The following is a 13,617-nucleotide window of genomic DNA, read 5'->3' on the forward strand; positions in this document are numbered from 1 at the left end:
CCCCCGCGGCCTAGTCGGACTTGGCGAGGTGCTGCTGGGTGCCCTTGTAGTAGCGACCCAGGAACTCCTCCTTGAAGTCCCAGTACGTGCCGTCGAGCATCGACTGCCGGATCTTCGCGACCAGGGAGACGATGAACTGCTCGTTGTGGATCGTGGCCAGCGTGGCCGCGAGGCCCTCCTTCGCCTTGAACAGGTGATGGATGTACGCGCGGGTGTACTGCGAGGTGTAGTTCTGCGTCTCCGGATCCAGCGGGCGGAAGTCCGTCTTGAACCGCGAATTGGTCACGTTGTAGCGGCCGTCGAGCGAGTAGATCGCGCCGTTGCGGGCCACCCGCGACGGGGAGACGCAGTCGAACGTGTCGATGCCCTGCTCGACCGCGGCGAAGATGTCGTCCGGCTCGGAGATGCCCAGCAGGTGCTTCGGCCGGTCCTCCTCGAGCTCCTGGTTCACCCAGCGCACGATGGTCGACAGGTTCGCCTTCTCCAGCGCGCCGCCGATGCCGTAGCCGCCGAAGCCGAGGCCGCCGGAGAGCCGGTCCTCCTCGCTCAGCGCGCGCAGGTCGCGGGCCGCCTTGCGGCGCAGGTCCTCGTACTGCGCGCCCTGCACGACGCCCCACAGCGAGATCGCGTCCCGCCGCTGCGCGGTGAGCCAGTTGTGCTCGGAGAGGCAGCGCCGCGCCCACAGGCGGGTGCGCTCCAGCGACTCCACCTGGTACGCGCGGCTGTTGTGCAGGGTGGTCAGCTCGTCGAAGGCGAAGATGACGTCGGCGCCCAGCTGATGCTGGATCTGCATCGACACCTCGGGCGTGAACCGGTGCTCGGTGCCGTCGAGGTGACTCAGGAAGGTCACGCCGTCGTCGTCGACGCGGGAGAGGCGGTCCTTGCCCTCGGCGATCGCGTCGTCACCCTGTAGCTCCTCGCCGCCGGTCATGTCGATGACCTTCTTGAAGCCGGAACCGAGCGACATCACCTGGAAGCCACCGGAATCGGTGAAGGTGGGGCCGTCCCAGTTCATGAAGGCACCGAGGCCGCCGGCCTGCTCCACGATCTCCGGGCCGGGCTGCAGGTACAGGTGGTAGGCGTTCGCCAGCACCGCCTGCGCTCCCAGCTCCGAGACCGCCTCGGGCAGCACCGTCTTCACCGTGGCCTTGGTGCCGACGGGGATGAAGGCGGGGGTGAGCATCTCGCCGTGCGGCGTGAGCAGCCGGCCGGCGCGGCCGAGCGGACCGTCGGGGCCCTCGAGGCGCCCCTCGATCTCGAACCGCGTGGGGTCGCTGATGTGCTCGCTCTGCAGCCGCGTGCGGCTCGTCATCGAGCGGTAGTCGGAGCGCAGCGCGCTGAGCTCCGCCGCGATCGCCTTGTTCTGCTCGCGCAGCTGGGCGATCTCGTCGCGGGTGCGGTCGCGCGCGACGATCGGGCCGGTCGCGGTCTGGTCCGGGCGCGGGACGCCGGGCCGTGCGACCGGGTACTCGCCGGTGTCCGGCGCGACCGTATCCGGTGCCGCGGTGGCCACCTGTTCCGTGTCGGCGTACACGGGCGCCTGCTCCGTGACGTGCTCGTCGTCCTTGCCGAGGGGCACCAGCGGCACGGGCACCGTCGGTGCGGCCGTGGGGAGCTCGGCGCCGATGGCCATGCCGTTGGCGTGGCCGTTCACGCCGGCCTGCGCGACCCGCGCCTTGCCGCGGGCGTGCACGTCGGTCGCGCCGGCGGCGACGAGCTGCTCGGTCGGGACCGGGATCTCGGCCGTGGTCTGCGCGGGGATCGCGGCGGTGTCGGCGTTCGCGTCGCTGCGGCCGAGCTGGGCGACGAGCGCCTCGCCCTCGATGTCGACGTTGGGCAGGATCTTGTCGAGCCACTTCGGCAGCCACCAGGCCCACTTACCGAGCAGCATCATCACCGACGGGATGATCACCAGGCGCACCACGAAGGCGTCCAGCAGCACGGCGGCGGCGAGGCCGAAGCCGATCTCCTTGATGAAGACCTGCTCGTTGAGGATGAACGAGGCGAAGACCGAGATCATGATGATCGCCGCGGCGGTCACCACGCGGGCGCCGTACTGCACGCCCGTCACCACGGACTGCGTGGCGTCGCCGGTGTGCACGAATTCCTCGCGCATCCGGGAGACGAGGAAGACCTGGTAGTCCATCGCGAGGCCGAAGACGATGCCGATCATGAAGATCGGCAGGAACGAGACCAACGGCTGCGTGTTGTCGATGAGGCCGAGGGCACCGTCGGTGAAGATCGCGGAGGTCACGCCGAACGTCGCGACCACGGACAGCAGGAAGCCCAGCGCGGCCGTGAGCGGCACGAGGATCGAGCGGAAGGCGACGAGCAGCAGCAGGAACGCCAGCCCGACGACGATCGCCAGGTACTTGGGCAGCGCGTTCTTGTTGAGCTCCTCCGAGATGTCCATCTCGATGGCGGTGCTGCCCGCGACGCCGAGGTCCACGCCGAGCCGCGCCTTCGTACCGGCGTCACCGTTGACCATGGTGCGGAGCTTGGTCACCAGGGTCTTGGTGTCGTCCTCGTTGGGGCCGGACTTGGGCGTCACGATGATCGTCGCGGCCTTGTTGTCCGCCGCGAGCTGCGCGATCTGCGCGTTCGCGATCAGCGGCGCGATGTTGGGGTTGCTGTTCAGCTGGTCGACGATCTGCTTGTAGGCGCCCAGGCGCTGGTTCGGCTGGGCCCCGGCACCGTCGACCGCGACGAGGAGGGTGCCGTTGGCGCCCTTGCCCCAGGCGTCGGAGATCAGGTCGTAGGCCTGGCGCTCCGACGTGCTCTTCTCGCTCATGCCCGAGCCGGGCAGGGCGGTCTTCATGTCCTTCATCGGGATGGCGAGGATGCCGAGGACGGCGACACCCGCGACGAGGGTGACGACGGGAACCTTCTTGACCAGGTTGGCCCAGCGCAGGCCGTTCGCGACGCGGCCCTCGCCCTGGTCGGTGTCCTGCGGGTGCAGGCCCTTGACGCGGCCGGCGAAGACCTTGGAGCCGAACAGGCCGAGCAGGGCAGGGAGCAGGGTCAGCGCGACGATGACAGCGATGAACACGCCCCACGCGGCGGCGACGCCCATCTGGCCGAGGAAGTCCATGCCGATGAAGGCCAGCGCGGCGAGCGCGATGATCACCGTCAGGCCGGCGAAGATCACGGCGGTGCCGGCCGTGCCCACGGCGATGCCCGCGGCCTCGGCCCGCTGCTCCTTGGTGGTGGCGCCCAGGCGCCGGAGTTCGTGCCGGTATCTCGAGACGATGAACAGGGCGTAGTCGATGGTGACGGCCAGGCCGATCATCGACGTCAGCACCGTCGGGAAGGTGCCGAGCTCGACGAAGTGGGTGGCGATCATGACGCCGCCGATGGCCACCGGCACCGCGATGATCGCGTTGATCAGCGGCAGGCCCCAGGCGACGAGCGAGGCGAAGGTGATGATCAGCACGATCGCGGCGACGATCATGCCGATGATCTCGCTGGTCATGCCCATGTCCTCGGCGCCGCGGGCGGCGGAACCGTCGGCCTCGACCTGCAGGGTGCCGTTCGACGCGGCCTCGCCGGCCTCGCGGGCCTTCTTGATGTCCTCGGAGAGGGTGTCCGGGAGCTCCGTGACCTTGCCGATGAAGTTCACAGTGATCTTGGCGGTCTTGCCGTCGGGGCTCACCGACGAGGTGGCCGCCGCGTCGGCGTCCTTCTGCGCCTGCGTCTTGGTCGACGCGATGTCCTTGCCCTGCGCCGTCATCGTCTCGAGCTTCGAGCGCTGGTCCGGGGTGAGGGCGTTCGTGTCCAGCTTGCCCGTCGGGTTGTGCAGCAGCTCGGGGTCCTGCACCACGGAGACCTTCCGGCCGTCCTCGTCCTTGGTGAGGTTCTTGATGTCGGCGATGGTGCGGTCGATGCCCGCCGCGGCCGCCGGATCGGTGAGCTTGCCGTCCTTGGTGTGGAAGACGATGGTCGCCGAGGCGGTGGTGAACGGGTCGCCGCCGTTGTCGCCGAAGTTCGCGGAGACGATGTCCGTCGCCTTCGCCGAGGGCAGGCCCGGCAACGAGAAGTTGTCGACCGTGGGCTTGCTGAGCAGCGCGCCGCCCGCAAGCATGCCGACGAAGATCAGCAGCCAGGCCGCGATGACTTTGAAACGATTGAGGTAGGCGAACCTCCCCAGCCGGTACAGGAACAGTGCCATGCGAGTCACTCCGAGTCGTCGAGGCGCGACGGGCTGCGCGATGCGGGTCGTGTTCGAGTGTACCGATCGTTGCCGCCCGCAATAATGTCGCTGACCGGCACTTTTGTGAGGCTCATCACCGAAACGCGGGTAGCGTGCAGGGCATGACCGCATTTCAGCACTTCGCAACGCCTGTCACAGCCGTCGCAACTGCAACAGTGTGCGGCCTGCTCCTCGCGGGCTGCGGCAGTTCGTCCGACCCCGCACCCGCGCCGTCGGGCGCACCGTCGGCCACGGCGACGGTGGCCGAGACCCGCGCCGAGATGTGCGGGCAGACCCGCGGCCCCGACGGGGCCCTGTACGTCCACGCGCTCGGCACGGTGAAGGTGGACTGCGCCGAGGCGATGCGCGTCGCGAACGCCTTCGGCCCACAGATCGCGCAGGCGAAGCCCGTCACCGTCGACGGCTGGAACTGCACCTTCCCGCAGACCCCCGGCATGCTCGCGCGCTGCGACAGCGGCGACAAGGCGATCGGCTTCTTCAGCTCCCACTGACCGCCGCGAGCGCGGCGGCCTCGTCCTCGGGCAGGTCGATCGCGAAGGTCGCGGCGAGGATCGCCCGACGGTCCGCCGCCGCGTACGGCACGGACTCCTTGAACCCGTCGGGGCGGGTGGTGATCACCGCGTCGCGCGTGAGCACGTGCCGCTCGCCGGGCCGGTTGACCACCGCCATGAGCCGCCCGCGGAAGGGCGAGTGCGGCGAGGTCGCGACGTAGAAGTTGGTCATCCGCAGGTCGGACCACGTGCGGTCGGTGAGCGCGAACCGGTACTGCGGCCGCCACTGGGCCGAGCTCGGGTCGAGGAAGTCGAGCTGCCACTCCTCGCCGAAGCCGACGGTCGACGCCGTGAGCCGGTAGCGCCAGCCGTCGGCGTACTGCTCGAGGCCGCTCTCCAGCCGCAGCGACGCGAGCGGGACCGCGCCGAAGCCGACCTCGGCGAGGTGCGGCGCACCGTCGACCTCGACGACGAGCAGGGCGTGCGTGCTCGCGGAGGGGCGGCCGTCGACCAGCACGCGGCCCGACGCGGCGCCGAACCGGAAGCCCGTCCGCTGCAGGACCGCAGCCAGGAGCGGGACGTGGCCCGTGCAGCCGTAGCCGCGGCGGCCGTCGATCATGCGCCGCTGCAGCGCGTCGACGGTGAGGTCGCCGGGAATCCCGCGGACGGCGTCGAAGTTCTCCCACGGCAGGGTCGTCGCGTGCGCCCGGACCAGCGTGGAAAGGCCGGCGAGGTCGGGCGCGGGCGGGGCGCTGAGGCCGACGCGCTCCAGGTACCGCGGCAGGTCGAGGGCGGGCGCGCCCCAGGCACCGTCGTCGTTCATCGTTTCCCCCTCGAAGGATCCCACGATCATGGTGCCTCACCCGTGCGGACTACGCAGGTCCACCCGCGCGGGTGATCCGCCGCCGCGGGCTCCGCTCCTAGCGTTCCCCGTATGAAGAAACTGCTGGTGGGCGCCCTGCTGGTGCTCGTCTTCCTCGCCTACTCCCTTCCTCCCTACCTGACGGGCGGCAGCCGCGTCCCGCTCGACGACCAGCCGAACTGGTACTACGGGCTGCTGGTCGGGCACATCCTGCTCGGGTCCGTGGCCATGCTCGCCGGGCTCGTGCAGCTGGGGCGCCGCTGGTTCGCGAAGTACCACTGGATCGCCGGCCGGATCTACGTGGCGTGCGCGCTGCCCGTCGGGCTCGCGGCCATCGCGATCGGCACCGTGACGCCCTTCGGGCCGGTGAACGCCGCGTCCAACATCACGCTGGGCTCGCTGATGCTGCTGTTCACGGCGCTCGGCGTCCGCGCGATCGTGGGCGGCGACGTGGCCGCCCACCGGCGCTGGATGCTGCGCAGCGCGGCGCTCATGTACTCGGTGATCATCAACCGGATCCTGGGGCCGATCTCGTTCCTCGTCCTCGACGCCGCGGGCGTGCCGGAGTCCTTCATGGACTCGTGGGGGCCGGCGATCGTCGCCTGGCCGAGCTGGCTGATCGCGATCGGCTTCTGCGAGTGGTGGCTGCGGCGCACCCCGCCGAAGCGGCGCCGTGCGGCGGGCACGCCGGCCCGGAACGGAGAAGACCCCCTCCGACCGGGGTCGGAGAGGGTCTCTCTCGGCGGTGGCGGAGGGATTTGAACCCTCGGTACGGGGTTACCGCACACAGCATTTCGAGTGCTGCACCTTCGGCCGCTCGGACACGCCACCGTCGGAGTACTTTACCGGAAGTCACCCCGGGAGATAAATCGGCAGGTCAGGACCGGTGCGACTGGAAGAACCGGTGCAGCAGCGCCGCGCACTCCGCCTCCCGGACCCCGCCGCGCACCGTCACCCGATGGGTGACGCGGGGGTCGCGGACCACGTCCCACACGGAACCGACGGCCCCGGTCTTGGGCTCGAAGGCGCCGAAGACGAGGTGGCCGATGCGGGCCGAGACCAGCGCGCCGGCGCACATGGCGCAGGGCTCCAGGGTGACGGCCAGGGTGCAGCCCTCGAGCCGCCAGCCGTCGCCGAACCGCGTGGCGGCCTCGCGGATCGCGAGGATCTCCGCGTGGGCCGTCGGGTCGCCGAGCGCCTCCCGGCGGTTCCCCGCGAGCGCGAGCACGGCACCGTCGGGCGCGATGACGGCGGCGCCGACGGGGACGTCGTCGGGGCCCGCGAGGCCCGCGGCCTCCAGGGCGGCGCCCATGGCCGCGCGTTCGGCGTCGAGCAGTGCCACTAGCCCAGCGAGTCGAGGATCGCGCCCAGCTCGGCGTCGAACTGGAGCCGCTCGGCGATCACCTGGAGCTGCTCGTCGGGATAGAGGTCCGGGTCGGCCAGCAGCACGCTGAGCTCCTGCTCGCCCAGGCCGAGGTCGCCGAGGATGCCGAGATCGCCCTCGGGCCAGGGGTCGGTGTCCTCGATCTCCTCGGGGTCGATGTCCGGCACGTCGACGTTGAGCCGGTCGAGCGCCTGCACGGCCAGCTCGTCGAAGACGGCGGCCGTCGCGTCGGAGAGCAGGATCCGCGAGTCCGACGGCCCGGGGCGCACGATGACGAAGTACTCATCGTCCACGTTGAGCAGGCCGATCACGGCGCCGGTCGCGCGCAGCGCCTTGAGCTCCTGTTCGGCCTTGGCGATGCTGCCCAGCGCGCCGGGGTCGAGCAGGTGCACCGTCCAGGCGGTCTCCCCGCGGATCACGGCCACGGCGTAGCCGTCGGTGTCGTCGTAACGCTCCGGTGAGGTCTCTGCGGCCATGCAGAGAACCGTATCCGTAAACGCGCGTCCGCGACACGTCTCATACGGCTTCCTCACGCCGCTGTGGAACGCTAGCGGGGTGTCCACACCTCATTCCGGCGTCCCCGTGTGCGTCCTCGGCCTCGGCCTCATCGGCGGATCCATCCTCCGCGCCCTCGGCCGCGCGGGACGCCCCGCCTACGGTTGGAACCGCTCCGCCGCCGCCGTCGACGATGCCGGGGCCGCGGGCTTCGACGCCTCGTCGGACCTCGCGGCGACGCTGCGTCGCGCGGAGGAGGGCGGGCACGTCGTCGTCGTCGCGGTGCCCGTCCCCGCGCTCGACGGGGTGCTCGCGGCCGTCGCCGAGCACGCCCCGAACGCCTGGCTGACCGACGCGGTGAGCGTCAAGGGCGACGTCGCGCGCCGGGTCGCCGCCGCCGGCCTGACGGGGCGGTACGCGGGCGGCCACCCGATGGCCGGGACCGCCTTCTCCGGCTGGGAGGCCACCGACGCCGGGCTGTTCGACGGCGCGACCTGGGTGGTCACCGCCGACGACGAGACCCCCGCGGAGGCCTGGCGGCTCGCGGCCTCCGTCGGCCTGGACTGCGGCGCGGTGATCGTGCCCGCGGGCTCCACCGAGCACGACGCGGCGGTCGCGCGGATCTCGCACTCGGTGCACGTGGTGGCCGAGGCCGTCGCGATCACGGCGGAGCTCGACCCGGCCGCGAAGCAACTGGCCCTGTCGCTGGCCGCGAGCAGCTTCCGCGACGTCACGCGGGTGGCGGGCACGGCGCCGTCGCTGGTGAACGCGATGTGCGAGGCGAACGCGGAGGCCCTGCTGGACGCGCTGGACGACACCATCGCCGAGCTCATCGCCGCCCGCGCCGAGCTGGCGGAGCGGGGCACCGTCGGCGACATCACCGAGCGCGGCTACGCGGCGCGCAGGCGGTACGAGAACGCCCGCCGCACCCCCTTCACCCCCGTGCTCGACGGGGCGGGGTGGCAGCGGGCGCTGCGCGAGGCCGGTCACGCCGGGGGCGTGATCACGGCGCTCGACTGACTACTCGACTTATTCGACGCGGCGCGAGAGGCCCGGGTAGTCGACGACGAAGCCGTCGGCGTCGACGGAGATCTTCGAGCTGCTGATCGGGGAGATCACCGTGATGCCGTCGGCGGCACCGTCGTAGTTGATGACCGTCTCCTTGACCGCAAGCGTCGGCAGGTCGACGTACACGACCGGCACGTCGATCTCCTCCGGGTGGCTCTGCAGGTCGAACCGGCGGATGGTGAGGGCGTTGAAGAACGCGGACTTGAGCACGTCGACGCTGAGCGCGCCGGAGAAGAAGCCGCGCTCCGAGCCCTGCGCGCCCTGGACCAGCCAGTGGTTCTCGCCGTCGCGCGCGATCGTCACCTGCGCCTCGCCGGCCTCGGTGAGGGCGTGCACGGAGAGGCGCTTGGTGACGCCCTCGTCGTCGGTGACCAGGTCGTACGAGGCGTTGAAGGCGGGGCCGTCGGCCGACGGGGCCGCGATGATCCGGCCGTACGCCTTGATCCGGTCGCCCGTGAGCTGCACGCGCACCGACTCCAGGAGGTTCCCGTCCTCGGAACGCCAGGTGAGGATCCTGGGCCAGCTCGCGCCGGTGATCACGGTGGCCACTGCGTCTGCGGATGTAGGGGTACTCACGCCCCTACGGTAACCCCTCGCATCCGGCGCGAACGAACCCCTGTGGCCGCCACTCGGTCAGCGCTGTCGCTGTGCCGGCGCTCACAGGGGTCCGCCCGTCACGCGCGTCCGTCGGGCCCGCTCAGAGCGCCGCGACGGCCTCGATCTCGACCACCTGATCGTCGTAGCGCAGGCGGCTGACGCCGATGATCGACACGGGCGGCAGGTCGACGAAGACCTCGGCCAGCGTCTCGGAGGCGACCTGCAGGTCCACCTGCAGATGCTCGGCGACGAACACGGTCAGTCGCGCGACGTCGGACAGCTGCGCGCCGCGCTCGCCCAGGATCACCCGGAGGTTCGCCACGGCCGCGCGGACCTGACCCTGCACGTCACCGGGGGCGACGGTGGTGCCGCCCTGGTCGAGCGGCGCCACACCGGCGACGTGGAGCGTGGCGCCCGCGGGCACCGTCGCGCTGTAGGCGTGCTCGACCGCGGTGGTCAGCTGGTCCGAGCCGTGGAGCTGCACCCCGCCCATGATCAGGCGGCGTTCTTCTGGACGGCCGCGCCGACGCGCGGGAGCGCCGCGACGACGTTCTCCTTGGCCTTGCCGCGCAGGCTCGAGTAGGCCTTGCGCAGCGCGGGCTGGCTGGTGGACTCCGCCTTCTTGTCGGTCACCGCGAGCAGCGCGTCGCCGACGGCGTCGCCGCGGGCGGCGAGGTACTGGCCGAAGTCGCCGGGGCCCTGGGCCTGGAAGTCGGTCCAGAAGGGGTCGAGTGCGGCGGCGAAGTCGGGGAGCAGCTTGGTCAGCGCCGACTCGATGACGTTCGGCGAGACCTTCTTGACCGCGGCGTACGCGGTCTTGATGACGGTGCCCGACAGCCCGCTCTTGTCGCCCACCTCGGATTCGACGACCGACGCGAAGTCGGCGACGACGGCCGGCTGGCGCGCGGGGTCGAGGAGCGTGGTGGTCAGCGACATGGGGGTACCTCCGAGTCTTCGCGGTCGATTGCGATGACGAGCTTATCGGGCCTTCCGGCGGCGTGCGGAGTGCTGAATCCACGCTGAGCCGGACCCGCCGGGAATGCAACCGTTCTGCATCGGATCTGCAACAACGGCCACCGCGGTTTGTGAGGTACGTCACCCGTGATCTAAGTTGACGATTGAAGGAAGGGGTTGCAATGGTGACCAGCCGATCCGGTAGAGCGAACGCACGACTGTCCGGTGTGCGCTTCCCGCTCTGGGACCGCAGCCCCGTGCTGCCGTCCCCGTCGGGCGGCGAGCACCACTCGCGCGTCGACCACACGCTCCCCCTCGGCGATCCCACCGGCGGCGCCGACGCCCTCGCCTGGCGCGAGGCCGTCGACGGCCGGCTCACCTACCCGCGGGTCCACATCGACCGCAACGTCGACATCCGCATGTCCGACGGTGTCGTCCTGCGCGCGACCGTCGTGCGGCCCGCCGAGCTCGACGGGGTGCCCGTCGAACGCCCCTACCCCGCGATCCTCAACCTCAACCCGTACAACCGGATGATCGTCGACGCGATCGACGAGACCACGCACGCCGCGTTCGTCGGGCCGGCGCTGACCAACGCCTCGAAGGCGCTCACGGGCGGCACCGTCGACTTCTCCGGCGGCCTGCTGCAGGGCTTCGGCATCAACCGCCGCCTGGTGCGCAGCGGCTACGTGCAGGTGATCGTCGACGTCCGCGGCACCGGCACGTCGCACGGCGTGTGGCAGATCCTCGGCCCGCGCGAGCAGCAGGACTCCGTCGAGGTGCTGCGCTGGGCGCGCGGGCAGGACTGGTGCGACGGGAAGCTCGGCATGGGCGGCTGGTCGTACTCCGCGATCAACTCGCTGCAGGCCGCCGGGCACGCGCCGGAGGGCCTGGGCGCGGTCTTCGCGATCGAGGGCAGCGAGGACATCGTCCGCGACATCTACATCACGGGCGGCCTCCCGTCGGTGTTCATCCCGCTGTGGCTCGGCGCGGTGAACGCGCTCAAGTGGCTCTACAACCCCCGCACGCTGCTCCGCGACACCGTGAACGGCAACGTCTTCCGCTGGCTGCACAGCCGCATCGTCTCGCCCGCCACGGAGATCCCGTCGGTGGTGACCGGCGTACTCACCGGCCGCGACCCCCGCGTCAACGACAACCCGTACTTCACCGAGCGGAACGCGAAGATCGAGGGCATCACCGCCCCGACCTTCCTGTTCGGCGGCTGGCACGACCTCTTCGGCCGCAGCACGCCCCGCACCTTCGACCGCCTGAACCTGCCGGCGGGGAGCAAGCAGATGGTGATCACCGACGGCTTCCACGTCGACATGGGCGCCGGCTTCGGCGGCACCCAGGCGCCGCCGCGCATCGACGTCCTCGAGCGGGCCTGGTACGACCGCTGGCTCAAGGGCATCGACAACGGCGTCGACCGCTACGGCCCCGTCACCCTGCAGCAGCAGGGCGGCGGCTGGACCGCCGGCGAGTCCTTCCCGCGCCCCGGCGCCCGCACCCGGCGGCTCTACGCGACCCCGGCACCGTCGGGCACGGCGGAGCACGCGAAGTACGACGGTGGCCTCGCGACCTTCCCGGCGCGCCGGCACGCGTCCGCGTCCACGCGGATCGACCTGCGCGGCCTGGCCTCGCCCGACCTGACGCAGGTACTCGCGGGCCTGACCAAGGCCGTCCCCGCACTGGGGCACGCCGGCGTCCAGGAGCGCGGCGCGATCTGTTTCACCTCCCCGCCGGCCGCGGTGCCGGTGCAGATCAGCGGCGCGATCAACGTGCACCTGGTGACGCAGTGCGAGGGCGAGGAGGCGATCTGGACCGTCACCGTCAACGACGTGGCGCCCGACGGCACGTCGACGGTGCTCTCGGGCGGCGCCGTCATGGCCTCGAACCGCGCCCTGGATCCGGCGCGCAGCACCTACGACCTCGACGGCGAGCTGCTCGGCGCCTTCCACCCGCTCACCTGGTCGGCGAAGCAGAAGGTCGTGCCGGGCGAGACGATCGAGATCGACGTCGACGTTGTCCCCACCGACGCCCTGCTCGAGGAGGGCCACCGCCTGCGGGTGGACGTCTACGCCGGCAGCGTGCCGCGCTACCTGGCGACGGTCCCCGATCTGGTGAAGACGCGGTTCGGCAAGCAGACCGTGCTGCTCAGCCCCGAGCAGCCGTCCTACGTGAGCCTGCAGATCGTGGGCGATCCGGGCTGGTGACGGCCTCTTCCGGGCTATCGTCGGAAGCACGATGGTGACCGGTTCCCGAGCCGTCGCGTCCGCGGGTGCGGCCGCGCGGCTGCACAGCATGTTCGTCGACGGTGCGGTCGACGAGTCCGCGCTGCGCGCGTCCCAGCTGCGGCACCTCATCGCCGAGAGCTGGCAGCGCAGCCGCGACCTGGGCGTGAACCCGGACGGGGAGGCACCGTCGGGCGACGGTGCGCTCGACGCCCTGCGCGCCCGCAACCCGCTGTCGGGCGTGATGCCGGTGATCCGCAGGCTGCTCGTCGACGATTCCGCCGGCGCGATGGTGGCCGTGGGCGACCGGGACGGGACGCTGCTGTGGGTGGAGGGCGACGGTGCCGCCGTCCGCCGGGCCGCCGCGATGAACTTCATCCCGGGCGCGAACTGGAGCGAGACCGCGGCCGGCACGAACGCGCCCGGCACGGCGCTGGCGCTGGACACCGAGGTGCAGATCGCCGGGTCGGAGCACTTCGCCCGGCGGGCCCACCGGTGGAACTGCACCGCCGTGCCCGTGCACGATCCGGTGACCCGCGCACCGATCGGCGTGCTCGACGTGACCGGCGGCCCCGAGGTCGCGACGCCGCAGGCCCTGGCGCTGGTGCGGGCCGCGGCGCTGGCCGTCGAGGGGCAGCTGGCGATCCTCCGGCTGACCCCGCCCGCCCCCGCGGCGGGCCCGCGGCTGCGGCTGCTGGGCGGCCGCCCCGTGCTGGAGCGGGACGGCCGCGAGGTGCCGCTGACGGGCCGGCACGCCGACATCCTCGCCCTGCTCGCACGGCACCCCGAAGGTCTCACCGCCGACCACCTGGCCCTGCTGCTCGACGAGCGCGACCTCGACGTGGTGACGGTCCGCGCGGAGGTCTCGCGGCTGCGCAAGACCGTCGGCGCCGACCTGCTGGGCTCGCGCCCCTACCGGCTGCTGGGCGCCCTGGCCTCCGACGCCGACGACGCCGCGCGCGCCATCCGCGCGGGCCGCGTCGCGGACGCCCTCGCCGTCTACCGCGGGCCCCTGCTCCCCAACTCCGCGGCACCCGGCGTCGCGCGGCTGCGCACCGAGCTGGCGGAGAGCCTCCGCTCGGCCGTGCTGGCGAGCCGGGACCTGGGCCTGCTCCGACGGTGGCTCGACCTGCCCGACGCGCGCGACGACGAGCACGGCTGGCGCGTCCTGCGCGCGCACGGCGATGCGCGGGCGCGCGCCGAGGCCGACGGCCGCCTCGCGGCGATCGCCATCGACCTGGCCTGACCTGGGCGGATCGACGTTGCAACCGACTGCAACGTTGTTGCAACGGTCACTGCGTAGGGTGGAATGTGACTGACATCACGCC

The 13,617-nt window shown here is 71.7% G+C and carries 12 protein-coding genes, 1 tRNA gene and 1 pseudogene; 5 read left to right on the top strand and 9 right to left on the bottom strand.

Annotated elements, in window-relative coordinates; all coding sequences use genetic code 11:
* Positions 1-10 precede the first annotated feature (10 nt).
* A complete protein-coding gene (tgt, locus tag ACLQ3K_RS15980) occupies positions 11-1,312 on the bottom strand; it encodes a tRNA guanosine(34) transglycosylase Tgt (protein ID WP_374201326.1) in 1,302 nt (433 codons plus the stop codon).
* A 558-nt stretch (positions 1,313-1,870) separates the two neighbouring features.
* Positions 1,871-4,321 (bottom strand): annotated as a pseudogene (locus ACLQ3K_RS15985) (MMPL family transporter); the annotation flags it as partial.
* Between ACLQ3K_RS15985 and ACLQ3K_RS15990 the strand changes: the two are divergent.
* On the top strand, positions 4,312-4,701 hold the full coding sequence (locus tag ACLQ3K_RS15990) for a hypothetical protein (RefSeq protein ID WP_426000675.1): 390 nt from the start codon (positions 4,312-4,314) through the stop codon (positions 4,699-4,701). The pseudogene ACLQ3K_RS15985 and the gene ACLQ3K_RS15990 overlap by 10 nt on opposite strands.
* Here the strand turns inward: ACLQ3K_RS15990 and ACLQ3K_RS15995 are convergent.
* Positions 4,688-5,524, bottom strand: a complete 837-nt coding sequence (locus ACLQ3K_RS15995) for an arylamine N-acetyltransferase family protein (protein WP_426000677.1) — start codon at positions 5,522-5,524, stop codon at positions 4,688-4,690. The two genes, ACLQ3K_RS15990 and ACLQ3K_RS15995, sit on opposite strands and share 14 nt — an antisense overlap.
* 111 nt (positions 5,525-5,635) lie before the next feature.
* Here ACLQ3K_RS15995 and ACLQ3K_RS16000 point away from each other — a divergent pair, with 111 nt between their 5' ends.
* The gene (locus ACLQ3K_RS16000; RefSeq protein ID WP_426000679.1) at positions 5,636-6,325 is read left to right on the top strand and encodes a DUF2306 domain-containing protein; all 690 of its coding nucleotides are present in this window, start codon (positions 5,636-5,638) and stop codon (positions 6,323-6,325) included.
* Here ACLQ3K_RS16000 and ACLQ3K_RS16005 read toward each other — a convergent pair.
* From ACLQ3K_RS16005 to ACLQ3K_RS16015, 3 genes are all read right to left on the bottom strand, one after another.
* Positions 6,307-6,394: transfer RNA gene (locus ACLQ3K_RS16005), tRNA-Ser, on the bottom strand. The genes ACLQ3K_RS16000 and ACLQ3K_RS16005 overlap by 19 nt on opposite strands.
* A 46-nt stretch (positions 6,395-6,440) precedes the next feature.
* Entirely contained in the window at positions 6,441-6,875 is a 435-nt protein-coding gene (locus tag ACLQ3K_RS16010) for a nucleoside deaminase (RefSeq protein WP_426000884.1), read from the bottom strand.
* A gap of 29 nt (positions 6,876-6,904) precedes the next feature.
* Positions 6,905-7,423, bottom strand: coding sequence for a tRNA adenosine deaminase-associated protein (locus ACLQ3K_RS16015; protein WP_224647752.1), 519 nt, complete (start codon positions 7,421-7,423; stop codon positions 6,905-6,907).
* A 79-nt stretch (positions 7,424-7,502) separates the two neighbouring features.
* Between ACLQ3K_RS16015 and ACLQ3K_RS16020 the strand changes: the two genes are divergently transcribed.
* Positions 7,503-8,462 (top strand): prephenate dehydrogenase, encoded by a 960-nt coding sequence (locus ACLQ3K_RS16020; protein WP_426000681.1) that lies wholly within the window; start codon positions 7,503-7,505, stop codon positions 8,460-8,462.
* 9 nt (positions 8,463-8,471) lie between these two features.
* Here the strand turns inward: ACLQ3K_RS16020 and ACLQ3K_RS16025 are convergent, their stop codons facing one another.
* From ACLQ3K_RS16025 to ACLQ3K_RS16035, 3 genes are all read right to left on the bottom strand, one after another.
* Positions 8,472-9,086: a putative glycolipid-binding domain-containing protein gene (locus ACLQ3K_RS16025; RefSeq protein ID WP_224647754.1), complete on the bottom strand. Its 615-nt coding sequence runs from the start codon at positions 9,084-9,086 to the stop codon at positions 8,472-8,474.
* A 121-nt stretch (positions 9,087-9,207) separates the two neighbouring features.
* Positions 9,208-9,600: a RidA family protein gene (locus tag ACLQ3K_RS16030; RefSeq protein WP_426000684.1), complete on the bottom strand. Its 393-nt coding sequence runs from the start codon at positions 9,598-9,600 to the stop codon at positions 9,208-9,210.
* Between the two features lie 2 nt (positions 9,601-9,602).
* Positions 9,603-10,043 carry a DUF6918 family protein gene (locus ACLQ3K_RS16035; RefSeq protein WP_224647756.1) on the bottom strand — a complete coding sequence of 147 codons (441 nt, stop codon included), beginning with the start codon at positions 10,041-10,043 and terminating at the stop codon, positions 9,603-9,605.
* 245 nt (positions 10,044-10,288) lie between these two features.
* Here ACLQ3K_RS16035 and ACLQ3K_RS16040 point away from each other — a divergent pair, with 245 nt between their 5' ends.
* Together ACLQ3K_RS16040 and ACLQ3K_RS16045 are read left to right on the top strand one after the other, a co-directional pair.
* Positions 10,289-12,271 carry a CocE/NonD family hydrolase gene (locus ACLQ3K_RS16040; RefSeq protein WP_426000686.1) on the top strand — a complete coding sequence of 661 codons (1,983 nt, stop codon included), beginning with the start codon at positions 10,289-10,291 and terminating at the stop codon, positions 12,269-12,271.
* A 31-nt stretch (positions 12,272-12,302) separates the two neighbouring features.
* Positions 12,303-13,535, top strand: a complete 1,233-nt coding sequence (locus tag ACLQ3K_RS16045) for a GAF domain-containing protein (protein WP_426000688.1) — start codon at positions 12,303-12,305, stop codon at positions 13,533-13,535.
* Positions 13,536-13,617: the final 82 nt, after the last annotated feature.

It is taken from the genome of Tsukamurella sp. DT100, assembly GCF_049844855.1.
Lineage (GTDB): Bacteria > Actinomycetota > Actinomycetes > Mycobacteriales > Mycobacteriaceae > Tsukamurella.